General features: G+C 69.5%; 22 protein-coding genes. 13 read left to right on the forward strand and 9 right to left on the reverse strand.

Annotation, left to right across the window (positions count from 1 at the left end):
• Positions 1-60 precede the first annotated feature (60 nt).
• A complete protein-coding gene (leuS, locus tag J8M50_RS10420) occupies positions 61-2,946 on the forward strand; it encodes a leucine--tRNA ligase (protein WP_010355369.1) in 2,886 nt (961 codons plus the stop codon).
• A gap of 161 nt (positions 2,947-3,107) precedes the next feature.
• Here leuS and J8M50_RS10425 read toward each other — a convergent pair whose 3' ends face one another.
• Together J8M50_RS10425 and J8M50_RS10430 are read right to left on the reverse strand one after the other, a co-directional pair.
• Positions 3,108-3,317: a hypothetical protein gene (locus J8M50_RS10425; protein WP_010355370.1), complete on the reverse strand. Its 210-nt coding sequence runs from the start codon at positions 3,315-3,317 to the stop codon at positions 3,108-3,110.
• Positions 3,314-3,661 (reverse strand): hypothetical protein, encoded by a 348-nt coding sequence (locus J8M50_RS10430; RefSeq protein WP_010355371.1) that lies wholly within the window; start codon positions 3,659-3,661, stop codon positions 3,314-3,316. Before J8M50_RS10430 ends, J8M50_RS10425 begins: the two co-directional genes overlap by 4 nt.
• Positions 3,662-3,844: 183 nt before the next feature.
• Between J8M50_RS10430 and J8M50_RS10435 the strand changes: the two genes are divergently transcribed.
• Positions 3,845-4,117: a GntR family transcriptional regulator gene (locus tag J8M50_RS10435; RefSeq protein ID WP_029184093.1), complete on the forward strand. Its 273-nt coding sequence runs from the start codon at positions 3,845-3,847 to the stop codon at positions 4,115-4,117.
• On the opposite strand, the gene J8M50_RS10440 is transcribed toward J8M50_RS10435, so the two are convergent.
• The 6 genes from J8M50_RS10440 to J8M50_RS10465 all read right to left on the reverse strand — a co-directional run bounded on the left by J8M50_RS10440 (position 4,114) and on the right by J8M50_RS10465 (position 8,140).
• The gene (locus J8M50_RS10440; RefSeq protein WP_141655595.1) at positions 4,114-4,518 is read right to left on the reverse strand and encodes a hypothetical protein; all 405 of its coding nucleotides are present in this window, start codon (positions 4,516-4,518) and stop codon (positions 4,114-4,116) included. The genes J8M50_RS10435 and J8M50_RS10440 overlap by 4 nt on opposite strands.
• Before the next feature lie 285 nt (positions 4,519-4,803).
• On the reverse strand, positions 4,804-5,949 hold the full coding sequence (locus J8M50_RS10445; RefSeq protein ID WP_029184094.1) for a methyltransferase domain-containing protein: 1,146 nt from the start codon (positions 5,947-5,949) through the stop codon (positions 4,804-4,806).
• 26 nt (positions 5,950-5,975) lie between these two features.
• Positions 5,976-6,836, reverse strand: coding sequence for a radical SAM/SPASM domain-containing protein (locus J8M50_RS10450; RefSeq protein WP_010355375.1), 861 nt, complete (start codon positions 6,834-6,836; stop codon positions 5,976-5,978).
• 318 nt (positions 6,837-7,154) lie between these two features.
• A complete protein-coding gene (locus tag J8M50_RS10455) occupies positions 7,155-7,382 on the reverse strand; it encodes a hypothetical protein (protein ID WP_010355376.1) in 228 nt (75 codons plus the stop codon).
• Between the two features lie 156 nt (positions 7,383-7,538).
• Positions 7,539-7,886, reverse strand: a complete 348-nt coding sequence (locus J8M50_RS10460; RefSeq protein ID WP_141655596.1) for a hypothetical protein — start codon at positions 7,884-7,886, stop codon at positions 7,539-7,541.
• Entirely contained in the window at positions 7,883-8,140 is a 258-nt protein-coding gene (locus J8M50_RS10465; protein ID WP_010355378.1) for a hypothetical protein, read from the reverse strand. The genes J8M50_RS10460 and J8M50_RS10465 overlap by 4 nt, the downstream gene beginning before the upstream one ends.
• 107 nt (positions 8,141-8,247) lie before the next feature.
• On the opposite strand from J8M50_RS10465, the gene J8M50_RS10470 reads away from it, so the two are divergent.
• From J8M50_RS10470 to J8M50_RS10510, 9 genes are all read left to right on the forward strand, one after another.
• Positions 8,248-9,075 carry a helix-turn-helix domain-containing protein gene (locus tag J8M50_RS10470; RefSeq protein WP_029184095.1) on the forward strand — a complete coding sequence of 276 codons (828 nt, stop codon included), beginning with the start codon at positions 8,248-8,250 and terminating at the stop codon, positions 9,073-9,075.
• Positions 9,072-9,281, forward strand: coding sequence for a DUF397 domain-containing protein (locus J8M50_RS10475; RefSeq protein WP_029184096.1), 210 nt, complete (start codon positions 9,072-9,074; stop codon positions 9,279-9,281). The genes J8M50_RS10470 and J8M50_RS10475 overlap by 4 nt, the downstream gene beginning before the upstream one ends.
• Before the next feature lie 325 nt (positions 9,282-9,606).
• Positions 9,607-10,311, forward strand: a complete 705-nt coding sequence (locus tag J8M50_RS10480) for a hypothetical protein (protein ID WP_010355381.1) — start codon at positions 9,607-9,609, stop codon at positions 10,309-10,311.
• A gap of 94 nt (positions 10,312-10,405) precedes the next feature.
• Complete coding sequence (locus J8M50_RS10485) at positions 10,406-11,251, forward strand: DegV family protein (RefSeq protein ID WP_010355382.1); 846 nt, start codon at positions 10,406-10,408, stop codon at positions 11,249-11,251.
• 167 nt (positions 11,252-11,418) lie between these two features.
• On the forward strand, positions 11,419-12,429 hold the full coding sequence (locus J8M50_RS10490) for a ComEA family DNA-binding protein (protein ID WP_223786190.1): 1,011 nt from the start codon (positions 11,419-11,421) through the stop codon (positions 12,427-12,429).
• Positions 12,426-14,828, forward strand: a complete 2,403-nt coding sequence (locus J8M50_RS10495) for a ComEC/Rec2 family competence protein (protein WP_010355384.1) — start codon at positions 12,426-12,428, stop codon at positions 14,826-14,828. The genes J8M50_RS10490 and J8M50_RS10495 overlap by 4 nt, the downstream gene beginning before the upstream one ends.
• Before the next feature lie 226 nt (positions 14,829-15,054).
• Positions 15,055-15,300 carry a hypothetical protein gene (locus tag J8M50_RS10500; protein ID WP_040837049.1) on the forward strand — a complete coding sequence of 82 codons (246 nt, stop codon included), beginning with the start codon at positions 15,055-15,057 and terminating at the stop codon, positions 15,298-15,300.
• 48 nt (positions 15,301-15,348) lie between these two features.
• Positions 15,349-16,335, forward strand: coding sequence for a DNA polymerase III subunit delta (holA, locus tag J8M50_RS10505; protein ID WP_178855015.1), 987 nt, complete (start codon positions 15,349-15,351; stop codon positions 16,333-16,335).
• Positions 16,336-16,381: 46 nt separating this feature from the next.
• The gene (locus tag J8M50_RS10510; RefSeq protein WP_010355387.1) at positions 16,382-17,158 is read left to right on the forward strand and encodes a class I SAM-dependent methyltransferase; all 777 of its coding nucleotides are present in this window, start codon (positions 16,382-16,384) and stop codon (positions 17,156-17,158) included.
• 440 nt (positions 17,159-17,598) lie between these two features.
• Here the strand turns inward: J8M50_RS10510 and rpsT are convergent, their stop codons facing one another.
• Positions 17,599-17,865 (reverse strand): 30S ribosomal protein S20, encoded by a 267-nt coding sequence (gene rpsT, locus J8M50_RS10515; RefSeq protein WP_010355388.1) that lies wholly within the window; start codon positions 17,863-17,865, stop codon positions 17,599-17,601.
• 1,041 nt (positions 17,866-18,906) lie between these two features.
• Here rpsT and lepA point away from each other — a divergent pair.
• Together lepA and J8M50_RS10525 are read left to right on the forward strand one after the other, a co-directional pair.
• The gene (lepA, locus tag J8M50_RS10520) at positions 18,907-20,775 is read left to right on the forward strand and encodes a translation elongation factor 4 (protein ID WP_010358529.1); all 1,869 of its coding nucleotides are present in this window, start codon (positions 18,907-18,909) and stop codon (positions 20,773-20,775) included.
• Between the two features lie 200 nt (positions 20,776-20,975).
• Positions 20,976-22,853, forward strand: a complete 1,878-nt coding sequence (locus J8M50_RS10525; protein ID WP_010358531.1) for an AMP-dependent synthetase/ligase — start codon at positions 20,976-20,978, stop codon at positions 22,851-22,853.
• Positions 22,854-22,867 lie beyond the last annotated feature (14 nt).

Genomic DNA, 22,867 nt, shown 5'->3' on the forward strand with positions numbered 1-22,867 from the left:
GGGGATTTTTCGTTTCCGGGCCCCGCTGGGCAGATGACGATCGATGGAGCTTTGAGGATCATGAGCGAGACGAACCCCGCAACCGCCGAGACGGTTGCGCCGCACCGCTACACGGCCGCGCTGGCGGCCGACATCGAGGCACGCTGGCAGGACTTCTGGGACGCGGAAGGCACGTACTCGGCGCCCAATCCCACGGGCGACCTGGCCGGTGACCCTTCGCTGGTCGCCCGGCCCAAGAAGTTCATCATGGACATGTTCCCGTACCCCTCCGGCGCGGGGCTGCACGTCGGCCACCCGCTGGGGTACATCGCCACCGACGTCTACGCCCGCTTCCAGCGCATGACCGGGCACAACGTCCTGCACACCCTGGGCTTCGACGCGTTCGGGCTGCCCGCCGAGCAGTACGCCGTGCAGACCGGCACGCACCCGCGCGTGTCCACCGAGGCCAACATGGAGAACATGAGGGCCCAGCTGCGGCGGCTGGGGCTGGGCCACGACAAGCGCCGGTCGTTCGCGACCATCGACCCCGAGTACTACAAGTGGACCCAGTGGATCTTCGTCCAGATCTTCGAGTCCTGGTACGACGAGGAGGCGGGCAAGGCTCGGCCGATCACCGAGCTGGTCGCTCAGTTCGAGAGCGGTGAGCGGGCGGTTCCCGGGGGTGGGTCCTGGGGGGCGCTGAGCGCTGTCGAGCGGGCCGATCTGCTGGGGGAGTACCGGCTGGCCTATGCCTCCGAGGCGCCGGTCAACTGGTGTCCTGGGCTGGGGACCGTGCTGGCGAACGAGGAAGTCACCGCTGATGGGCGGTCGGAGCGCGGGAACTTCCCCGTGTTCAAGACCAAGCTGCGGCAGTGGAACATGCGGATCACTGCGTATGCCGATCGGCTGCTGGATGATCTGGATGAGCTGGACTGGCCCGAGGCGATCAAGCTGCAACAGCGGAACTGGATCGGGCGCAGTGAAGGTGCCCGGGTCGACTTCGCCGTAGAGGGCGTTTCGGTGGAGTCCGATGATCGGATCACCGTATTCACCACCCGGCCCGACACCCTGTTCGGCGCGACCTACATGGTCCTGGCTCCCGAGCACCCCCTGGTCGAGAAGATCACCGGCGCCGCCTGGCCCGAGGGCACGCACGACGTGTGGACCGGCGGGCACGCCACCCCCGTCGACGCCGTTGCCGCGTACCGCGCGCAGGCCGGGGCCAAGTCCGACGTCGAGCGGCAGGCCGAGGCCAAGGAGAAGACCGGCGTCTTCACCGGGGCGTACGCCGTCAACCCCGTCAACGGCGAGCGGGTGCCCGTCTTCATCGCCGACTACGTCCTGATGGGGTACGGCACCGGCGCCATCATGGCCGTACCCGCCGGTGACCAGCGCGACTTCGAGTTCGCGCGCGCCTTCGAGCTGCCGGTCACCTGCATCGTCGAGCCGACCGACGGGCGCGGCACCGACACCGCGCTGTGGGAGGACGCCTTCTCCTCGTACGACGCGAAGATCGTCAACTCCGCCAACGGCGAGATCTCGCTGGACGGGCTGCCCGTCGCCGAGGCCAAGGCGCGGATCACCGAGTGGCTGGAGCGCAAGGGGATCGGGCGCGGGACCGTCAACTTCCGGCTGCGGGACTGGCTGTTCAGCCGTCAGCGGTACTGGGGCGAGCCCTTCCCGATCGTGTACGACGAGGACGGCGTCGCGCACGCGCTGCCCGAGTCGATGCTGCCGCTGGAGCTGCCCGAGGTCGACGACTACTCGCCGCGTACGTTCGAGCCGGACGACGCGGACACCCGGCCCGAGCCGCCGCTGTCCCGCAAGCAGGACTGGGTCGACGTCACGCTGGATCTGGGCGACGGGCCCAAGCAGTACCGGCGTGAGACCAACACCATGCCCAACTGGGCCGGGTCCTGCTGGTACGAGCTGCGGTATCTGGACCCGCACAACTCCACGCAGCTGGTCGATCCCTCGATCGAGCAGTACTGGATGGGGCCGCGTGCCGGTCAGCCGCACGGTGGCGTCGACCTGTACGTCGGTGGCGCCGAGCACGCCGTCCTGCACCTGCTGTACGCCCGGTTCTGGTCCAAGGTGCTGTTCGACCTGGGGCACGTCTCGTCCGCCGAGCCGTTCCACAAGCTGTTCAACCAGGGGATGATCCAGGCGTACGTCTACCGCGACGAGCGTGGGTTCCCGGTGCCGGCCGCCGAGGTCGAGGAGCGGGACGGTGCTTACTGGTACGCGGGCGAGAAGGTCTCCCGGCTGCTGGGGAAGATGGGCAAGTCCCTGAAGAACGCCGTCACTCCGGACGAGATCTGTGAGGAGTACGGGGCTGACACGCTGCGGCTGTACGAGATGGCCATGGGGCCGCTGGACGTCTCCCGGCCCTGGGACACGCGGGCCGTCGTCGGGCAGTTCCGGCTGTTGCAGCGGCTGTGGCGGAACGTCGTGGACGAGGCTAGCGGTGCTGTGACCGTTGTCGACGCCGCTCCCGACGAGGCCACTCTGCGTGCCCTGCACAAGGCCATCGACGGGGTGCGTGGTGATCTGGAGGGGCTGCGGTTCAACACCGCCATTGCCAAGATCACCGAGCTGAACAACCATCTGACCAAGGTGGGGGGGCCTGTTTCCCGGTCTGTCGCCGAGGCGCTGGTGCTGCTGGTCGCTCCGCTGGCTCCGCATGTCGCCGAGGAGCTGTGGCGGAAGCTGGGGCACACGTCGTCCGTCGTCCATCAGGACCTGCCGGTCGCCGATCCCGCGTACGTCGTCGATGAGACCGTCACCTGCGTCGTTCAGATCAAGGGGAAGGTCAAGGCTCGGCTGGAGGTGTCGCCGGGGATCTCCGAGGAGGAGTTGGAGAAGGTGGCGCTGGGGGATGAGGTTGTGGTCAAGGCGCTGGATGGGGCTGCTGTGCGGAAGGTGATCGTTCGGGCGCCGAAGTTGGTGAACATCGTTACTGGGTGAGGTGGGGTGTTTGCGCGGGCGCGCTCTGTTCCGGCTGGGGTCGGGGTGGGGCGCGCTTTGCGTTGGGGGTGGTGGGTGGTTGGGGTTCTGGTGGATGGGTTTCTCGCGGATGCAGCAGCGCCCCGTCCGACGTTGGTCGAACGGGGCTCCGGGCTGATCTGTCAGGACGGGGTGTTGTGGATCACGTCGTCTGCCACGGGGCCCACGCCGACGATGACCACACAGTCGGGGCAGGCGTACAAGGTGACCCCGGGGCCGCTCACGCGCTCGATGTAGCGGCATGGGATCGCCGCAGCGCTCCACCGTTCACAGTGGCAGCACACTGCGCCGGAGCGGGCGGGGAGTTCGCCGGTCAGTGCGTCGCGGTTCATACGTCCGCCCCGGCCGTGGCGAACGCGTCGGGGCCGAACGGGGCGTCGGGGTAGATGTACGGGTAGTCGATGCCCATCGTGGCGAGCGTGAGCGCGTGGCGCCGTTCCTGCTGTCGGTGGAGTTCGAGGGTGTCCGCGTCCTGTTGCCGGAACCGTGCGGCGGCTTCGGCTTTCGTGGCGCTGGTCCACGGGCGGGACCAGGGGGAGGCGGGGATGACGTCCGGGGTGGCCTCGGTGATCTGCGGTTGCACCGTGAGGAATTCGGCGCTGTGACGCCCGGGGCGTCGGCGGGGGGTGAGGACGGCGAGCACCCAGGTGAGGGCGCGGGCGATAGCATCGCGCATACGTCAGTCAGCTCCTAGATAGCTGTCTCGGCGAGCCCCGGGCGGACCGCGTAGGACCGGTTCACTCGGGGCGTTTTCGTGTTCAAGGGTCACGCTAGACCAACACGTCTAACTCATCTACACGCCTAACTCATTTGCCTGTCTGAGTCGCCTGGGTTTTGGCCTGTTGTCTACGCTCGGCACATGCCTCGCCGCCCCGATCAGCCGTACACGCCGCGCGCCCCCTACATGGACGTGCTCGACGCGCTCACCGAAGAGATCAAGGGGAAGACGCCGGGCGAGCCGATCTCGTCCGAAGCGGAGCTGTGCGAGCGCCATGGAGTGGCGCGGGAGACCGCCCGGCGGGCAGTGCGCATCCTGCGGGAGCGGGGGCTCATCGAGACTCGTTGGGGCAAGGGGTCGTTCGTGGCCGGTCCCTCGGAGCCGACCGGCGAGGACGAGCGCCAGGGCGACTAGTCCTCGGGTCGGTCATGGTCGTCGAGCCCGATCAATCTCCGGTAGTCGGCTGGGGTGAGACGCGCGAGTGCGCTTTTTAAGGGGTCTGTCACGTCCCAGCTGTGGCCTGTGGGGTGGTCTGCGAACAGCGCGCATTCGGTGTCGCCGTCTCGGGAGTCCTCGGGAGCCTTGGCGGGACAGAACGGCAAGAGCTCGAACCGGTGTATGACGCCTGCGTCGACTTGCACCCAGCGCACCCACAGCGCCGTCTCCTGCGGGGGTTTGAGAACCCACAGCACAGAGCCGTGCCCTGTCACCTCGTCGTGCTCCCCCAGGTCACACAGCGAGAAATCCGGGAACTCCGCGAGTATGTCCCCGATCTCGTCATCGGGTATGTCCGTCATCCTCACGACGGCGGCCATCCCCTGGCCTTGCGGGACCGGGGTGAAGGCAGTGCATTGCAGCGGCATCGCCGGACGTCATCCTTGAGTGTGGGAGAGGGGAAGAAGCCTCGCCCGCGCGCCACGGGGCACACAGGCGGGGCGGGGTGTGGCGCTCTCACCGCTCGGGGCGAAGCGGCACCCTGCACAGGGGGCGGACCGGTCCGGCGCCGGGGCGTGTCTCCGCGTACCGTGCTCGGCGCCGGCCGGTCAGGGGCGCCACGGGTCCGGTGCGGCGGACGACGGGACTCGTCCTCCGTACCGGGGCTATTGCTCGCCGATGGACGCGCTCCAGCGTCCGCGCGACAGATGACACACTCCGTCGGGCGTGATGCGGACGTTCGCGCCGAGCAGAGGCAACGAGCCCTCGGTGTTGAGGCGGTCGCGGATGCGTTCGAGGGCATCCCACAGGCGCTGCGGGCCGCCCTGGTGGACTTCCGGGGGGTCGTCGAGCCGTTCGGCGGACGCGCGTGCCCAAGAACCGTCCGGGTGGATCAGACAGGCCGTACGGCTTTCCCCCTCGGACCGGTAGTCGATCTCCACACCGGGCGTGGTGACTTCGAGCATGGAACGCAGTTCCCACGCGTTCTCGATGTCCACCACGGGATAGCGACCACTGCTGCGGTGTTCTCCTTCCGCGTTGTGGGCGAGGGTGAACAACTCGGTTCGGGCAGGCGGGAAGTCGCTGCCGGAGCGGGTGAGCATGAAGCCGGCCATGTCCCGTTCTACCCGTCCCACGACGTCCCCTGACTGGTCCTTCCAGCCGGTGACGAGCAGGCAGGTACGGGCGAGCGTCGTCACGAGGCGCCCGCCAGGTTCCAGTGCCCCGACCACGGCCCGGAGTCCGGGACCGGGGGAGAGCGCGACGGTAGCCACGATCCGGTCGTACGTGCCCGGTACCCACTCGGTGGCGTCGGCTGTGACCATCTTCGGTTGGTAGCCCATGCGGGCGAGCCGCTCCCCAGCCGCACTGACCAAGTAAGGGTCCACATCCAGGCTGGTCACGCAGTGATCCCCGAGCCGGTGACAGGCATACGCGGCGAGCCCACCAGCCCCCGTCCCGAGATCCAGCAGCGACAGCCCGTCCCCGAGGCGTCCGTGCCGCAGCATCCGCACCACCAGGGTCGGCAGCGTGGCGGACGATGTGGGCCACCCCTGCGGCCGGTCGTCGGGGCTCGCCCGGTCCGCATGCAGCGGGCCGACCCGGGTGACCAACGAGCGGTCCGCATACGCGGCGCGCATCCATGCCTCAGGAGCGGACGGCCCGTCACGGAGTTGCCACTTCCCGCCGGTGTGCTCCCACCAGCGGGGGACGAGTTCGTGACGGGGGATGTGTGCCACTGCGCCGACCCAGCGGGAATCGGGATCGGTGACGCGTGACGCTAGCCGTGACGCGTGCTCTTCCCAGTCCATCGAAGTCCTTTCAGCGGTCCTGCCGGTCACTGCGGGTCGCACGAAGGGGTGCTGGCGGGGTCACAGTCGTCGGAGTCGTTCGGCTGGCATGCGGCACGGGGCGCCGGAATGAGTGCCGCCAGGTCACTCCAAGCCTTTCCGCCCAGCAGATCGGCGAGCCGAGTTTCCCGGACGTTGCCCACCGGGAAGTCGCGCGACAGCACGCATCCGGCAAGGGCCCCGTTCGGGAGAACGGCGGCGCGTCCTCGGGTGCACTTGCCGCACAGCTCGTCCAGCGACGGTGCGGTGCCGGGAAGTGCGGCACGGCCCACGGCGCGAACCCGGTCCGTTTTGATGTGCTCCACACCCATGGACTTCAGTTCCGCGACGGCCTCAGTGACGCGCTGCCCCGGAAGGATGTCCACGATTCCCGCCCGGAGCGTGATTCCCCGGGTGACGGCTTCCCGGATGTTGCACCGAGTACGGGCGTAACTCCCCTTGCGACCGGTGACCTTGTCGTGTTCGGCGGGGTCGTCACTGTAGTAGCTCGTCGCCAGAGTCACGCCGTCCCGCTCGAACAACTCCCACCAGTCCGGGGCGACATGGAACAGGTTCGAGTACACCTCCACCCGAAGCCCCAAGGAGAGACCGAGTTCCGTGAACTCCCGCCACTGCGGGTGAACGGTCGGCTCTCCCCCAATGAGCTGAATGGTTTCGATGCCGAGCGCGGCGGCGTCGACGATCACCGCACGCCAGTCCTCGGGGGTCATCGTGCCGTGCGTGGCCTGCGGGCCGGACTCCGACAAGCAGTGCGTGCACGTGAGTTGGCACTTCCCGGTAATCTCTAGTTCCAGCGACCGGATGGCGGGCAGCGAGGGTACGGCGGGCGGCTCGATGAGCGTGGTCATGGTTCCCCTTCCCTTGCCTTGGTCCGTGGCGGTGCGACCTGTCCGGCTGCCTCGCTTCACGGGATGCGTGGCAGCCGGACGGGAGTGCATGCGGTTGTCAGACGGCGGGTTCGCCGCGCGTGAGGATCGGGGCGTGGGGGTCCGCCTCTATCGTGATTGCCGCGCGGGTAACGACGCTTCTCGCCTTGCTCATGTGTTGTGCTCCCTGTGCCCTTGCGATGTGGCCCCGGTCTGCCGTCAGGCGCTATGCAGAAAGCCGACCAGGGTTGGTCCCGCCCCCTGCCCCAGAGCGCATTCATGTGGCAGGGGGCGGCGTCTTCAGTGCGACCAGCCACCGGCGCCGTTCACGCGTCCGGCAGCCGACGAGTCACGGACCTCAACGCCCCACGTCCGCAACTGATGGGTGATCCACGACGACCTCACCCGGAACTTGCGGGACAGAGCAGCGGCGGACTCCCCGCGCTTGTAGCGCTCGATCACCGATTCACGCTGCTCGATGAACTCCGCTTCCGCAGCGCGGACTTCCTCAGGCGTACGACGGGGCACGGCGCCTCCTTCGGTGTTTCGGCCCGCCCTGGTCGGAAGGGGAAGAATCGTGCCGCCGTCGGTACGACTCTTGCGACCAGGGCGGGGGCTCGGGGTGGAGACTGCTCACCGGCGCGTGTATCGGCAGCGCGGACAGCAGGAACCGGCACTGCGCGTCTACGTCTCCACCACGGCCGTGAGCGGATTCCCTTCCCGCAGATGCCGTTGCGCCTCGCGGTGCGGTACGAAATACGCGGCCCACGCCCGGAGTTCGCCGGCGGGGTCACAGTCGGACACACACGCGCGGAACGCCCGGGGGGGAGCCCAGCCAACCGATGACGGGTCGGGGTCCACACGATGAGCGAGATACAGGGCCTGGTGACGGAGCCAGCGCAGCGCGAGGACCGGCGAGATCGTCTGGAAGGCGTCGAAGATGTACGCCGCCTCGCGGCCAGTGCCCTGCACACGGCCTTCGGCACGCACCGCGCACAAGTACCCGACCAGCAAAGGAAGTTGAGACGTCACGTCAACTCCCTCCGCCACGCGGTCCGTTCGTTCGCGAGGGCAACTTTCGCGCGGAGCCGCCAGTCCGGGGGCACCGGCTCGGCTTCGCCGGGCTTCACCGTCCACTCGGTTCCGCCCTTGAGGGGCCGCAACCACCACTGGCCGTGTGCCTCGCCGCGAAACTCTCCGACGCGGTCGTGCTCGTCGATCATGATCGTGCCGACAGTCGGAACGGGTGGGGGGTTCCGCGCCGCAGACAGGGTCTTGCCGGACACGGCCGCTCCTTTCCGTAGTGGTTTCACTACCGGGGCGGTTCAGCGTGGCCTAGAGTCGGGAAGTCTTCAACTTGCAGAAGTTGGCTAGATAGTTGGACGGTGACCCGTTGAACCGCAAAGAGCTGGACCCTGAGGGGTCTCCCAGTGCAAAGTTCGGCATTGAACTGCGCAGGTTACGGGACGCAAGGGGGTGGACTCAGGACGATCTAGCTGCGCGCGCCGGCTGCTCAGCCACCCATATTTCAGCCGTGGAAACTGGGCGTCGCCCTCCAACTCCCCAATTTGCAGCAAGTCTTGACAGGGTGTTCGGCACCGGCGACATGCTTGAACGCATGAGCCGGTCGGTACGCCATACGGCGTTGATCGAAGGGTTCCCGGAGTACCTTGCTCACGAAGCTCGGGCGGCGGAAGTCCGGCTGTACGAGGTGGGTGTCATTCCCGGACTCCTCCAAACTCCCGAGTACGCAGCGGCGCTTGAAGCAGACGCCGTAAGGCGTGCGGCGATCACTCCCGAACAGGCTCAAGAACGCGTGGAGTTGGTGGCGCGGCGCCAAGCGTCCCTGGTCCGCATGCCCTCGCCTTTGATCATCGCGGTACTCGATGAAGGCTGCATTCTCAGGCCGATGGGGACTGCCGCTGTCATGGATGCCCAGTACGAACGACTGCTGGCGTTCGCCGAGTTGCCCCACACCGTGTTCCAGATCGCGCCGTTCTCCATGGGGGCACGCCGACCGTTCAGCCTGCCAGTCACCCTGCTGACGCTTCCTGACCGATCGATACTGTCGTACGCCGAGTCCACCCACCGGGGTCACCTTGAACGCGAAAGCACGTTCGTACTGCCCATCCTCGCGGCCTACCATCAGCTACAGGCCGAAGCGCTCTCGCAGGCGGAATCCGCGGCCTTGATCAGAAAGTTGCGAAAGGGCACCCCGTGAGTACCGAACATCCTCGCTGGTTCACATCTTCGTACAGTGGCAATGGCGGCCAGTGTGTTGAAGTTGCGGTCAATCTCGTCGCCACACACGGCACGGTGCCGGTCCGCGACTCCAAGCGCACCAGCGGCCCGGTGCTGGACTTCCGCTCGGTCGCGTTCTCATCATTCGTGGCCGGGATCAAGATCGGAGAGTTCGACACGGTCTGACTGTTCGCCTCCATCCCCTGGCTCTTCAGAACCAAGGAAGCCCCGCTACCCCTCCCGATCCGGCAGGAGTAGCGGGGCTTCATCTCGGGCGTGCGGTCGGTGAGGTCAGCGCGGGCGAGCCTCCCGGCAAAGGTCGTGCAGTGTGTCTTCCGCTTCGCTTCGGGCGTTCCGCCCGAGTCTGTGCCCGGTCTGTGGTGGTCGTCAGGGCAGGCCCCTACGGGGTGGGTGGGGGGAAGGTCAGGGTTGGGGGAACTTTGGGGGGTGGGGGCGGCGTTTATCTTGAGAAGGCGGCGCGGGTGCGTCGGGTCGGGGATGGAGGAGCGCTGTGGAAGCCGTGATCGTTGTGGTTGCGTTGGTTTTCCTGGTGCTGTTTCTGTTGGGGGTTTGGGGGACCGTCAAGGCTGTGGGGGCCGCTAAGCGGAGTGTGGACCGGACCATTGGGCAGGCTCGGCGGACTGTTGAGGATCACACCTTGCGGGCCAAGTCGTTCGGGAGGCTCGGGCCTGCGGGGGAGATCGCTCAGCTTCGGTTGACGTTGCGGACTTCTATGCGGGCTACTCAGGACGCGTTGCATGCCGGGGTTGCCGAGGACGAGTCCCTGAAGGAGTCGCTGGGGCTCTTCGAGCGGCTCAGCGCGCATGGGCATCAGCTCGATGACGAACTCAAGCGGCTGGAGTCCGACCCCGACCGCAGCACCCTCGCTCAGCGACTTCCGGAGCTGCGGGAGCGTACCGAGAGGATCACCGCGTCCGCCGACTCGCTGCGGTGGGCCGCGCGGGATCGGGCCAGTCGGTTCGCCGAGGACGAGCTGGACTCGTTGAGCGCGCAGATCGATGTGGAGGCGGGGGCGTTGCGGCACTGGACCACGGACGATGTTCCGCAGGCCGGCCGTTCCGGTCAGGCCGGGCCGGCCTGGCAGGCTGGGCCCGAGGGTGCTTCGAGGGAGACTCCGGCGCCCGCGATCAGTCCTCAGCCGCCGCGTCCGGCGTACCCCTGGGAGAAGAAGACCCGGCCGGAGAGCACGACCTGAGCGGCAGGCCCCGTACACCTTGATTCGGTCAAGGAGTGGCTCGGGCGAGGGGCCGGGCTGACGGTCGCCCGATACGCCAGGTAACCTCCAGATCATGTCCCGCCATGTCGCGATCGTCACGGATTCAACGGCCTACCTGCCGCAGCCGATGATGGAGCGGCACAGTATTACGGCGGTGCCGTTGACCGTGGTTCTCGGGGATCAGGCGCTGGAAGAGGGCACCGAGATTTCGACGCGGTCCCTTGCGCAGGCGCTTCAGAAACGGCGGCCGGTGACGACTTCCCGGCCCGGGACCGAGGTGTTCGCGGAGACGTATCGCAGGGTTGCCGCGTCGGGTGCCACCGGCATTGTTTCGCTGCACCTTTCCGCCGAGTTGTCGGGGACGTACGACGCGGCGGTCGTTGCCGCGCGTGAGGCTCCCGTACCCGTGCGTGTTGTCGATACCGGGATGGTCGCCATGGCCCTCGGGTTCTGCGCGCTCGCCGCTGCTGAGACTGCGCAGGCCGGGGGGACGGTTGATGAGGCGGTTACTGCTGCTGAGAAGCGGGCGGCCGGGACCGCTGCGTACTTCTACGTCGACACGCTTGACTATCTTCGCCGGGGTGGGCGGATCGGTGCTGCTCAGGCGTTGCTCGGGTCCGCGCTTGCGGTGAAGCCGTTGCTCCAGCTTGATGAGGGGCGGATCGAGCTGTTGGAGAAGGTGCGTACGGCTTCCAAGGCGATTGCGCGGTTGGAGGAGTTGGCTGTGGAGCGGGCGGGGGCGGCTGCTGTGGATCTCGCTGTGCATCATCTTGCTGCGCCGGAGAGGGCGGGGGTTTTGGCGGAGAGGTTGCGTGAACGGGTGGGGGGGCTGGGGGAGTTGCATGTCAGTGAGGTGGGGGCGGTGATTGGGGCGCATACGGGGCCTGGGTTGTTGGGGGTTGTGGTTTCGCCTCGGTAGGGCAGCAGGGAGGGGGCGGTGGGGGGTTGGGGCGCGGGGGTGTCACTCGTGTGGGTGACCGAGTTATCCACAGGTGGGAGGTTGTCCACTGAATTCGGGTGAGATCTCCGTGAGGGCGGGGATTGGTCGATGCTCGGGGCATGGCACTTCGAGCACGTTCAGCGCGTATGACGATCGCGACCAGTGGACCCGGGCGGGGGCCCGGCTCTGACAGCCGTGTCCGCGGGCGGCGGCGTCGGGAGTCGGTGGCGGAGACGCGGCGGAGGGTGGAGGTGTTGTTCGGGGAACGGGGCGAGAGGGCTGGGGAGTTGGGGGTCGGGGAGGTTGCAGGGCGGGATGTGGTGGGGTCGGTCGGGGGTGCTCGGGGTGACGGTGTGGGGCGGCGCGGGCGGGTGAGGGCCGCTGTGGTGGAGCGGTTGCCGGTGTGGGTGCAGGCTCGGTGTGGGGTGGAGCGGCGGGGTGTTGTGGCGTTGAGCGTTGTGTTGGTGGTGGCTGCTGTGTTCGCGGGGCAGCATTTTTGGGCGGGGCGGACGCAGGGTGTGCGGGCGCCGGAGGTGGTGCGGGCGGCTGTGGTCGAGTCGGGGGCTGCGGAGGTGGGGGGTGGTGGAACTTCGGGTGTGGGGAAGGGGGTTGGTGCTGCGGGTGCGGGTGCGGGTGCGGGTGCGGGTGCGGGTGCGGGGGTCTTGGGGGCCGGGGGTGTGCCCTCGGCCGGTGCCGAGATCGTCGTCGATGTCAGTGGGAAGGTTCGCGATCCCGGTGTGCATCGGTTGCCGGCGGGGGCTCGGGTGGTGGATGCCTTGCGGGCGGCGGGTGGGGTGCGGCCGGGGGCTGATGTCAGTGGGTTGAATCAGGCGCGGTTTCTGGTGGACGGGGAGCAGGTGGCGGTGGGGGTGCCCGGTGCCGCTGCTGTCGCCGGGGTCGTACCGGGGAGCGGGGGTGCGGCTGGTGGCGGCGTACCCGGGGGTGTGGCCGGGGGTGGGGGCGGTGTGCCGGTTTCGCTCGGGGGCGCGACCCTGGAGCAGCTCGATGCTCTGCCCGGGGTGGGGCCCGTGCTCGCTCAGCACATTCTCGACTACCGGACGCAGCACGGTGGGTTCCGGTCGGTGGACGAGTTGCGGCAGGTGAACGGGATCGGGGAGCGGCGGTTCTCGGAGTTGCGGGAGCTTGTGCGGCCATGAAGAGGGAGCGGGAGGCGGATCTGCGGCTGGTGCCGCCGGCGCTGGCGGCGTGGGGGACGGCGGCCTGGGCGCTGGGTGTGTCGTTGGGGGTGGCGTTGGCGGTCGCGGCGGGGTGTGTGGTGGTGGCCGGGGTGCTGCTCGTGGGGCGGCGGTCCGGGTGGTCGGGGGTGACCGGGGCGGGGGTGCTGTTGTGCGCGGGCGCGGCTGCGGTGGTCGGTGGGGTGCACGGGGACGACGTACAGCGCGGGCCCGTACCGGAGTTGGCGGCGGAGTTCGCCGACGTACGGGCGGACGTACGGATCACCTCGGACGCGCGGCGGACCCGGCCGAGGGTCACGGGGGACCGGATGTCGCGGGACGCGGTGGTGGTGGACGCCGAGGTGCTGCGGGTCGTGGGGGCCGGTGGGCGGGAGGTGGGGACGCGGGCGCCGGTGCTGGTCGTCGTGTCGGGGGAGGGCGGGGCCGGGTGGCTGGGGCTGCTGCCGTCCACGCGGGTGCGGGTCGCCGGGAAGCTGGTGCCGCCGATGGGCGGCGGGGACGGTGTGGCGGCGGTGCTGCGGGTACGGGGGGACGCGGGGCCCGAGGTGGTGGGGGAGGCGTCCTGGGTGCAGCGGGTGGCCGGGCGGCTGCGGGCCGGGCTGCGGGAGGCGACCGAGGAACTCCCGGGCGACGCGCGGGCGTTGCTGCCGGGGCTGGTCGTCGGGGACACCTCGCGGATCTCTGCCGAGCTGGACGAGGCGTTCAAGGAGACGGACCTCGCGCACACCCTCGCCGTCTCCGGGAGCAACCTGACGATCATCCTCGTCCTGCTGCTCGGCCCGCCCGGGTCGGCCCAGCACGTCGAGCGGCGTGGGCTCGCGCCCCGGCTCGGGGTGTCCCTGCGGGGGACGGCGGTTCTCGGGGGCGGGCTGACGCTGGCGTTCGTCGTGGTGTGCCGGCCCGATCCGAGCGTGCTGCGGGCGGCGGCGTGCGGGGCGGTGGTGCTGGTCGCGCTGGCGACCGGGCGGCGCCGGACGATGCTTCCCGCACTGGCTGCGGCCGTCCTGGCGCTGGTGCTGTACGACCCCTGGCTCGCCCGGAGTTACGGGTTCCTGCTGTCGGTGCTGGCCACCGGGGCGTTGCTGACGGTGGCGCCGGGGTGGGGTGCGGCGTTGCGGCGGCGGGGGGTACCGGCGCGGCTGGCGGAGGGGGTGGCCGCTGCGGGGGCGGCGCAGGCGCTGTGCGCGCCGGTGGTGGCGGTGCTGTCGGCGCGGGTGAGTGTGGTGGCGGTGCCGTGCAATCTGCTGGTGGAGTTCGCGGTCGCGCCGGCCACGGTGTTGGGGTTCGCGGCGCTCGCGGTGGCGCCGGTGGCGATGCCGGTGGCCAAGGTGCTTGCGTGGTGCGCCGGTTGGCCCGCCGGGTGGATCGCTGATGTCGCTCGGGCCGGGGCGGCTTTGCCTGGTGCCGGGGTCGATTGGCCCGGGGGGTGGGGTGGGGGCGTTGCGCTCGGGGTGGTGACCGTCGTGGGGGTGTTGCTCGGGCGGCGGGTGGTGGGGCGGCCCTTGTGGTGCGGGGTGTTGGGGGTGCTGCTGGTGCTGGTCGTGTTGCAGCCGCCGCCGGTGACTCGGGTGGTGACGGGGTGGCCGTCGCCCGGGTGGAAGTTGGCGGTGTGCGATGTGGGGCAGGGGGATGCGGCTGTGTTGGCGGCGGGGGAGGGGGCGGGGGTTGTCGTGGACGCCGGGCCTGATCCTCGGGCCGTCGACCGGTGTCTGCGGAAGTTGGGGGTCACTCGGGTGCCGTTGGTCGTGCTCACGCACTTTCACGCCGATCATGTGGCCGGGCTGGCGGGGGTGTTGCGGGGGCGGGCCGTGGGGGCGATCGAGGTGACCGGGTTCGAGGAGCCGGTGGATCAGGTGGGGTTCGTGCGGAGGGCTGCGCGGGAAGCCAGGGTGCCGGTGGTGCGGGCCGTTGCCGGGGAGCGGCGGCGGGTGGGGGAGCTGGAGTGGGAGGTGCTGTGGCCGCCGGGGGAAGGGGTGGTCGGGGAGGGGGCCAATGACGCGAGTGTGGCGATGTATGTGCGGGTGGGTGGGCTGCGGGTGTTGATGCTGGGGGATCTGGAGCCGGTGGGGCAACGGGCGATGGTTGACTCGGGGGCCTTGGCGGGGGTGCTGCGGGGTGGGGTGGATGTGGTGAAGGTGGCTCATCATGGGTCGGCGCATCAGGATGCGGGGTTGATGCGGGCGGTGGGGGCTCGGGTGGCGTTGATCTCTTGCGGGGCGGGGAATTCGTACGGGCATCCGGCGCCGGGTACGGTCGCGGCGTTGCGGGAGGCGGGGGCTGTGGTGATGCGTACGGATCGGGATGGGGGGTTGGTGGTTGGTGGGGTGGGGGATGGGGTGCGGGTTATGGGGGGTGGGTGAGTGTGGGCGGGGAGGTCGGGAGGGGGCGGGCCGGACAGGGGGCGTGAGAAGGGTGGCTCTCGGAGAGGGTCGTCGGGTGCGGTGAGCGGGGTGCGTCGGCCGGAGGCGGGTGGGGGCGGGCCGGAAAGGGGTGACTCTGGGAGCGGGCCGCCGGGGGCCGGGTGCGTGGGCAGGAGGTGGGTGTGGGTCGGGTCGGGGTGCGTGTGGGGTGGCGGAGAATGAGCCTGTGAGTGATGTGAGACATGTGCTGGTGTTGCCGGATCGGGATACCGCTGAGGAGGTTGTCGAGGAGCTGCGGGAGCGGTTCGGGGTGGTGGAGGAGCCGTTGGTCGTGCGGGACGCGCTGGCGGGGGAGGACGATGCGGAGGATGCGCAGTGGCTCGTCGTGCTCGGGGACGAGGCGGGGCGGCTCGGGGCCGAGGAACTGGACGCGTTCGCTCGGGAGTGGGAGGGGTGGCGGGAGGAGCCGTAGAACGCCTCTGGGGCGGGGTTGTCGGTGGTGCGTGACATGCTTGTGGGGATGGCCAAGAAACGTGCTGATGATGATCTCCTCGCCCCTGTGACCCTCGCCGTGGGGCAGGAGGAGTTGCTGCTCGACCGGGTCGTGCGGGATGTCGTGCGGGCGGCCCGGGAGGCCGACGAGGACACGGATGTGCGGGACCTGGTGGCGGAGCAGGTGCAGCCGGGGACGCTGGCCGAGTTGACGAGTCCCTCGCTGTTCTCCGAGCGGAAGGTCATCACCGTACGGAACGCGCAGGATCTCTCGGCGGACACGGTCAAGGACCTCAAGGCGTATCTGGGATCGCCCGTCGAGGAGATCGCGCTCGTGCTGCTGCATGCCGGTGGGGCCAAGGGGAAGGCCGTGCTGGAGGCCGCGCGCAAGGCGGGGGCGCGGGAGATCGCCTGTCCGAAGATGACCAAGCCCGCGGACCGGCTGGCCTTCGTCCGGCAGGAGTTCCGGGCCACCGGGCGGTCCGCGACGCCGGAGGCGTGTTCCGCGCTGGTCGACTCGATCGGGAGTGACCTTCGGGAGCTGGCCTCCGCGGTGTCCCAGTTGGCCTCGGACGTCGAGGGGACCATCGATGAGGCCGTTGTCGGGCGGTACTACACGGGGCGGGCCGAGGCGTCCAGCTTCACCGTCGCCGATCGGGCCGTCGAGGGGCGGGCGGCGGAGGCGCTGGAGGCGTTGCGGTGGTCGCTGTCCACCGGGGTGGCGCCGGTGATGATCACCAGTGCGCTGGCCCAGGGGGTGCGGGCGATCGGGAAGCTGTCGTCAGCGCGTGGGGGGCGGCCGGCTGATCTCGCGCGGGAGCTGGGGATGCCGCCGTGGAAGATCGACCGGGTCCGGCAGCAGATGCGGGGGTGGACGCCGGACGGGGTGGCGGTGGCGTTGCGGGCCGTCGCTGACGCGGATGCCGGGGTCAAGGGCGGGGGGGACGACCCGGAGTACGCGCTGGAGAAGGCGGTCGTGGCGATCGCCCGGGCGGCTCGGTCCCGGGGGCGGTAGGGAAACGGATTGATCGTCGTCCGTGGGACTGGCTAGCGTTTCCGGTATGACGACGACTCCGGACGCCGCCGACTGGCTCGCGGTCAACCGCGCCAACTGGGACGAGCGTGTTCCGATCCATGCGGCCGGTTCTTTCTACGACCTGCCCTCCTTCGTCGCGGGCCGGGAATCGCTTCAGGGCTTCGAGGTCGACGAGGTCGGTGATGTCAGGGGGAAGAGCCTGCTTCACCTGCAATGCCATATCGGGCTGGACACCCTGTCCTGGGCCCGGCGCGGCGCCGTCGTCACCGGGCTCGACTTCTCGCCGGCCGCTGTCGCGGTTGCCGGGGAGTTGGCGGGGCGGGTCGGTGCGGATACGGCGCGGTTCGTGACGGCGGATGTGTACGACGCCGTCGAGGCGGTCGGCGGGGAGCGCTTCGACATCGTGTACACCGGCTTCGGTGCGCTGTGCTGGCTTCCTGATATCGCCGGGTGGGCGCGGACGGTTGCCGCGTTGGTCGCCGAGGGCGGGTTCCTGTATCTGGCTGAGTATCATCCCGTCGCCGAGTTGCTTGCCGATGACGGGGTCACTGTGGAGAGCGACTACTTCCGCCGTGAGCCGTTCGTGGTCGATGCGCCGGGGACGTACGCCGATGCCGCCGCGTCCATGGACGCCACGCTGACCGTCGAGTGGAGGCACGGGGTCGGTGAGGTGGTCAGCGCTCTGGCTGCGGCCGGCCTCAGGGTGGAGTTTCTGCACGAGCATGACCGTGGCCATTTCCGGCTTCCTGCGGGGCGGGGGGTGCCTCGGGTGTACTCGGTGCGGGCGGCGAAGACGGGGTGACGACGGTACGGCGGGGTCGACGCGGGGCGCCCTTACGGTGTGGTGTCTTTCGGGGCGGGGCGTCGAGGGCGTTGGCGCCGCCGGGATATGCAGAGGGCATCGGGGGCGGCTCTGTGCCGGGGGCAGGGGCTTCGTACAGGCCGGGCTGGTGGGCTGTCCGTATCTTGCTCGTCCGCCGAGGGGCAGGCGTAGGGGTTCCGGGGCATCGACATCGCCCCGCCAGGGTTCCGGCCGCCGGGGGCAGTGCGTCAACCCCGTCCGCGTACGCCGAAGGCCCCGGCTCACGCCCTGGGGAAGGGTGGGGGCCGGGGCCTTTGGTTTGAGCTTGGTGATCACGCCCGCGTGGCGAACGCAGGCCGCGCGTGATCGGTTGGGTGCCGGACGGGAGCGGAGGAGAGAGGGCCCGCTAGATTCCGTCGGCGGTCAGATCAGGAAGGTGTTCAGCCCTTGAGCGCCTCGACCTTGGAAGCGAGCGCCGACTTCTTGTTGGCAGCCTGGTTCTTGTGGATGACGCCCTTGGAGACGGCCTTGTCGAGCTGACGCGCGGCAGCGCGCTGGTACTCGGTGGCCTTCTCGGTGTCACCCGCGGCGGCGGCCTCGCGGGCCTTGCGGATCGCGGTCTTCAGGGAGGACTTGACGGCCTTGTTGCGCAGCCGGGCCTTCTCGTTGGTCTTGATCCGCTTGATCTGGGACTTGATGTTCGCCACTGATTGAGCCTTTTCAGGTTCAGGTGAGCTGCCCTCGCGGGCTTCACCAGGTGATTTCTTGGGTTTGTGCCTCGCGCTGAGAGGGCAAGAGACACAGCTGTCCACACTACCAGCGGCCCTACGCCCGACCCAAACCGGGGCCGCCCGGCCCGAGGGACCGACTGCCTCCCCGCCGAGGCCCCCGGAGCGAGAGGCACGTCGCCAAGCCGCCCACACCGACGCCGCGCTCCCCGCCCCAGGCGTCACACTCCCCCCTCAGACGCCTCGCCTCCCGACCTCGGCATCCCGCCTCCCGCCCCCGGCGTCAGGCTTCCACCCCGGGCGCCCTGCCTCCCGATCCCCGGCGTCAGGTTCCCACCCCAGGCGTCCCGCCTCTGAACCAGACGTCTCGCAATCCCGATTTCGGCGTCACGGACTCCGCATCGGCGCGACGCCTCCGATCCCCGGCGTCACACTCCCCACCCCAGGCGCCCAGCCTCCCGCCTCCGTAGCCCCGCCCCGGGGGGCGACGGCCGCCCCGTCACCACCCGAGTCACCGGCGGCTGCAACACGACCAACGCCCCGCACCACAAGGGCCGCCCCACCACCCGCCGCCCGAGCAACACCCCCACGACAGTCACCGCCCCGAGCGCAGCGCCCCCGCCCCCCCGGCGTCAGATTCCCACCCTCGGGCGCCCTGCCTCCCGATTCCCGGCGTTCAGGTTCCCACCCCAGACACCCCGCCTCCTGAACCAGACGTCCCGCCTCCCGCCCCCGGCGTCATGGACTCCGCCCCTGGCGTCAGGCTGCCCGTCCTAGACGCCCCGCCTACCGGCCCCGACGTTAGGGTCCCCACCCCGGGCGCCCCGTCTCCCGACCTCGGGTCCCGCCTCCCGACCCCGGCGTCAGGCCCCCGCCCCCAGGCATCCCGCCCCCCCGCCCCGGCACCACACCCCCCGCCCCACCCCGCCCGAACCACCCCCACCCCCCGCCCATGGGACCATAGAAGCTACGTATCGATCCGACCCGAGGCACAAGGCGCCTCAAGAGACAGGACCCTGCGTGCCCGCGACCCCTAAGAACGTGCCCGAGCCGAGTCGTACCGACCCGGCGCTGATCCGGAATTTCTGCATCATCGCTCACATCGACCACGGCAAGTCCACGCTTGCCGACCGGATGCTCCAGCTGACCGGTGTGGTGGATCAGCGGCAGATGCGTGCTCAGTATCTCGACCGGATGGACATCGAGCGCGAGCGCGGTATCACGATCAAGTCGCAGGCTGTGCGGCTGCCGTGGGCGCCGACCCACGACAAGGGCAACACGCACATCCTGAACATGATCGACACCCCGGGTCACGTGGACTTCACGTACGAGGTCTCGCGCTCGCTCGCGGCCTGCGAGGGCACCGTCCTCCTCGTCGACGCGGCACAGGGCATCGAGGCGCAGACCCTCGCGAACCTGTACCTCGCGATGGAGAACGACCTCACGATCATCCCGGTGCTGAACAAGATCGACCTCCCGGCCGCGCAGCCGGAGAAGTTCGCCGAGGAGCTGGCGAACCTGGTCGGCTGCGACCCGAGTGACGTCCTGCGGGTGTCCGCCAAGACCGGCATCGGCGTGGACGCGCTGCTCGACCGGGTCGTCCAGGAGGTCCCGGCCCCCGTCGGCGTCAAGGACGCGCCCGCCCGCGCGATGATCTTCGACTCGGTGTACGACTCGTACCGCGGCGTCGTGACGTACGTCCGTGTCATCGACGGCCAGCTCAACAAGCGTGAGCGCATCAAGATGATGTCGACCGGCGCGACCCACGAGCTGCTGGAGATCGGCACCAACTCGCCGGAGATGCTCGGCGCGGACGGACTGGGTGTCGGCGAGGTCGGCTACCTGATCACCGGCGTGAAGGACGTCCGCCAGTCCAAGGTCGGCGACACCGTCACCAGCCAGGCCAAGGGCGCGACCGAGGCCCTCGGCGGCTACAAGGACCCGAAGCCGATGGTCTTCTCCGGCCTGTACCCGCTGGACGGCTCGGACTACCCGGAGCTGCGCGAGGCCCTCGACAAGCTCCAGCTGAACGACGCCGCGCTCGTCTACGAGCCGGAGACCTCCGCCGCCCTCGGCTTCGGCTTCCGCGTCGGCTTCCTCGGCCTGCTGCACCTGGACGTGGTCCGCGAGCGCCTGGAGCGCGAGTTCGGCCTCGACCTGATCGCGACCGCGCCGAACGTGGTGTACCGCGTCGTCCTGGACGACCGCAGCGAGGTCGTCGTCACCAACCCGAGCGAGTTCCCCGAGGGCAAGATCATGGAGGTGTACGAGCCCGTCGTACGCGCCACGATCCTCGCGCCGACCGAGTTCATCGGCTCGATCATGGAGCTGTGCCAGACCCGGCGCGGCACCCTCCTCGGCATGGACTACCTCTCCGAGGACCGCGTCGAGATCCGCTACACGCTCCCCCTCGCGGAGATCGTGTTCGACTTCTTCGACCAGCTGAAGTCGAAGACGCGCGGCTACGCGTCGCTGGACTACGAGCCCACCGGCGAGCAGACCAGCTCCCTCGTCAAGGTCGACATCCTGCTGCACGGCGACAAGGTCGACGCGTTCTCGGCGGTCACGCACAAGGACGCGGCGTACGCGTACGGCGTACGGCTGGTCGCGAAGCTGCGCGAGCTGATCCCGCGCCAGGCGTTCGAGGTGCCGATCCAGGCGGCCGTCGGCTCCCGGGTCATCGCCCGCGAGACCATCCGCGCCATCCGCAAGGACGTCCTCGCCAAGTGCTACGGCGGTGACATCTCCCGGAAGCGGAAGCTGCTGGAGAAGCAGAAGGAAGGCAAGAAGCGGATGAAGATGGTGGGTTCCGTGGAGGTTCCGCAGGACGCCTTCATCGCCGTCCTGAGCAGTGACGAGAACGCGGGTTCGGGCAAGGGCAAGAAGTAGGGCCCGTACGCCTGTGTATGCGGGGTCCGTCGCGTGTGAGCGTGGCGGGCCCCGTTGTCGTACCGGTACCGGATCAGCGGGAAGAGACCCCTTACGCCCGGGCCGGACGCCCTTTACTCTGATCCCTGCCTGGTAGTTACTCGTGAGTTAAATAGCCGCGCAGCACAACCGCCGCACCGTCGCGGGCCCCGGAGGACGTCGTGAGCGACACACAGACCCTGATCGAGAACCGGCCGCCGTCCGTGGCGGGCCTCTTCCTGGACCGCGTGACGGCGACGCCGGACGGCGAGGCGTACCGGTACCCGGTGCCGGCGGCCGGTGGCCAGGGGCCCGACGAATGGAAGTCGCTCAGCTGGGCGCAGGCCGCTACGCGCGTCCATGCCATCGCGGCCGGACTCATCGGCCTCGGCGTCGAGCCGGAGCAGCGCGTCGCGCTCGCCTCCTCCACCCGTATCGAGTGGATCCTCGCCGACCTCGGCATCATGTGCGCGGGCGCCGCGACGACGACCGTCTACCCGCAGACCAACGACGAGGAGTCGGCGTACATCCTCTCCGACTCCGAGAGCCGGGTGCTGATCGCGGAGGACGCGGCCCAGCTCGCCAAGGCCGTCGCCCGGCGGGGCGAGCTGCCGGATCTGGCGTACGTCGTCGTCATCGACGCGACCGGCGCGGACACCGGCGAGGACTGGATCCTCACGCTGGACGAGCTGGAGCAGCGCGGCGCCGACCGGCTGGCCAAGGAGCCCGGGCTGATCGAGGAGAAGGTCGCCGCGATCACCAAGGACCAGCTGGCCACGCTGATCTACACCTCGGGTACGACGGGTCGCCCCAAGGGGGTACGCCTTCCGCACGACAACTGGTCCTACATGGCCAAGGCCATCGCCGCGACCGGGCTGATCAGCGCGGACGACGTGCAGTACCTGTGGCTCCCGCTGGCGCACGTCTTCGGCAAGGTCCTCACCTCGGGACAGATCGAGGTCGGGCACGTCACCGCCGTCGACGGGCGCGTCGACAAGATCATCGAGAACCTGCCGGTCGTCCAGCCGACGTACATGGCGGCCGTCCCCCGCATCTTCGAGAAGGTCTACAACGGCGTCGCCGCGAAGGCCAAGGCCGGGGGCGGCGCGAAGTACAAGGTGTTCCAGTGGGCCTCGCAGGTCGGCCGGGAGTACGCGAAGGTCACGCAGGACAACTTCATGCGGACCGGGGACCGGACGGCGCCCTTCGCGCTCACCGCGAAGCACAAGGCCGCCGACGCGCTCGTCTTCGCGAAGATCCGCGAGGCGTTCGGCGGGCGGCTGCGCGCCTGCGTCTCCGGGTCCGCCGCGCTCTCCCCCGAGATCGGGTACTTCTTCTCCGGCGCCGGTATCCACATCCTTGAGGGGTACGGGCTCACCGAGTCGTCCGCCGCGTCCTTCGTCAACCCCGGCGAGGCGTACCGCACGGGGACCGTCGGCAAGCCGCTGCCCGGCACGGAGGTGCGCATCGCCGACGACGGGGAGATCCTGCTGCGCGGCCCCGGGATCATGGAGGGGTACCACAAGCTCCCCGAGAAGACCGCCGAGGTGCTGGAGTCCGACGGGTGGTTCCACACGGGTGACATCGGCGAGCTGTCCCCGGACGGGTTCCTGAAGATCACCGACCGCAAGAAGGACCTCATCAAGACGTCCGGCGGCAAGTACATCGCGCCCGCCGAGGTCGAGGGGCAGTTCAAGGCGGTCTGCCCGTACGTCTCCAACATCCTGGTGCACGGGGCCGATCGGAACTTCTGTACGGCGCTGATCGCGCTGGACGAGCCGTCGATTCTCGCGTGGGCGGAGGAGAGCGGGCTCGGAGGCAAGTCGTACGCGGAGGTCGTCGGCTCGCCTGCGGCGGTTGAGCTGATCCAGGGGTACGTGGATGAGCTGAACTCGGGGCTTCAGCGCTGGCAGACGATCAAGAAGTTCCGGTTGCTGCCCCGTGACTTGGACGTCGAGCATGGCGAGATCACGCCGAGTCTCAAGCTGAAGCGGCCTGTTGTGGAGAAGGCGTACAAGGGGCTGCTGGAGGAGATGTACGCGGGGACGCGCGAAGCGTAGGGGGTGGCCGGGGA

It is taken from the genome of Streptomyces acidiscabies, from assembly GCF_020010905.1.
Classification (GTDB): domain Bacteria; phylum Actinomycetota; class Actinomycetes; order Streptomycetales; family Streptomycetaceae; genus Streptomyces; species Streptomyces acidiscabies.

Coding starts and splice junctions, on each gene's coding strand:
- J8M50_RS10490 (WP_223786190.1), top strand. CDS start 11,419: ATGACGATCGCGACCAGTGGACCCGGGCGGGGGCCCGGCTCTGACAGC.
- J8M50_RS10495 (WP_010355384.1), top strand. CDS start 12,426: ATGAAGAGGGAGCGGGAGGCGGATCTGCGGCTGGTGCCGCCGGCGCTG.
- J8M50_RS10435 (WP_029184093.1), top strand. CDS start 3,845: ATGCCTCGCCGCCCCGATCAGCCGTACACGCCGCGCGCCCCCTACATG.
- J8M50_RS10510 (WP_010355387.1), top strand. CDS start 16,382: ATGACGACGACTCCGGACGCCGCCGACTGGCTCGCGGTCAACCGCGCC.
- leuS (WP_010355369.1), top strand. CDS start 61: ATGAGCGAGACGAACCCCGCAACCGCCGAGACGGTTGCGCCGCACCGC.
- J8M50_RS10485 (WP_010355382.1), top strand. CDS start 10,406: ATGTCCCGCCATGTCGCGATCGTCACGGATTCAACGGCCTACCTGCCG.
- J8M50_RS10430 (WP_010355371.1), bottom strand. CDS start 3,661: ATGCGCGATGCTATCGCCCGCGCCCTCACCTGGGTGCTCGCCGTCCTC.
- holA (WP_178855015.1), top strand. CDS start 15,349: ATGGCCAAGAAACGTGCTGATGATGATCTCCTCGCCCCTGTGACCCTC.
- J8M50_RS10440 (WP_141655595.1), bottom strand. CDS start 4,518: ATGGCCGCCGTCGTGAGGATGACGGACATACCCGATGACGAGATCGGG.
- J8M50_RS10445 (WP_029184094.1), bottom strand. CDS start 5,949: ATGGACTGGGAAGAGCACGCGTCACGGCTAGCGTCACGCGTCACCGAT.
- J8M50_RS10450 (WP_010355375.1), bottom strand. CDS start 6,836: ATGACCACGCTCATCGAGCCGCCCGCCGTACCCTCGCTGCCCGCCATC.
- J8M50_RS10425 (WP_010355370.1), bottom strand. CDS start 3,317: ATGAACCGCGACGCACTGACCGGCGAACTCCCCGCCCGCTCCGGCGCA.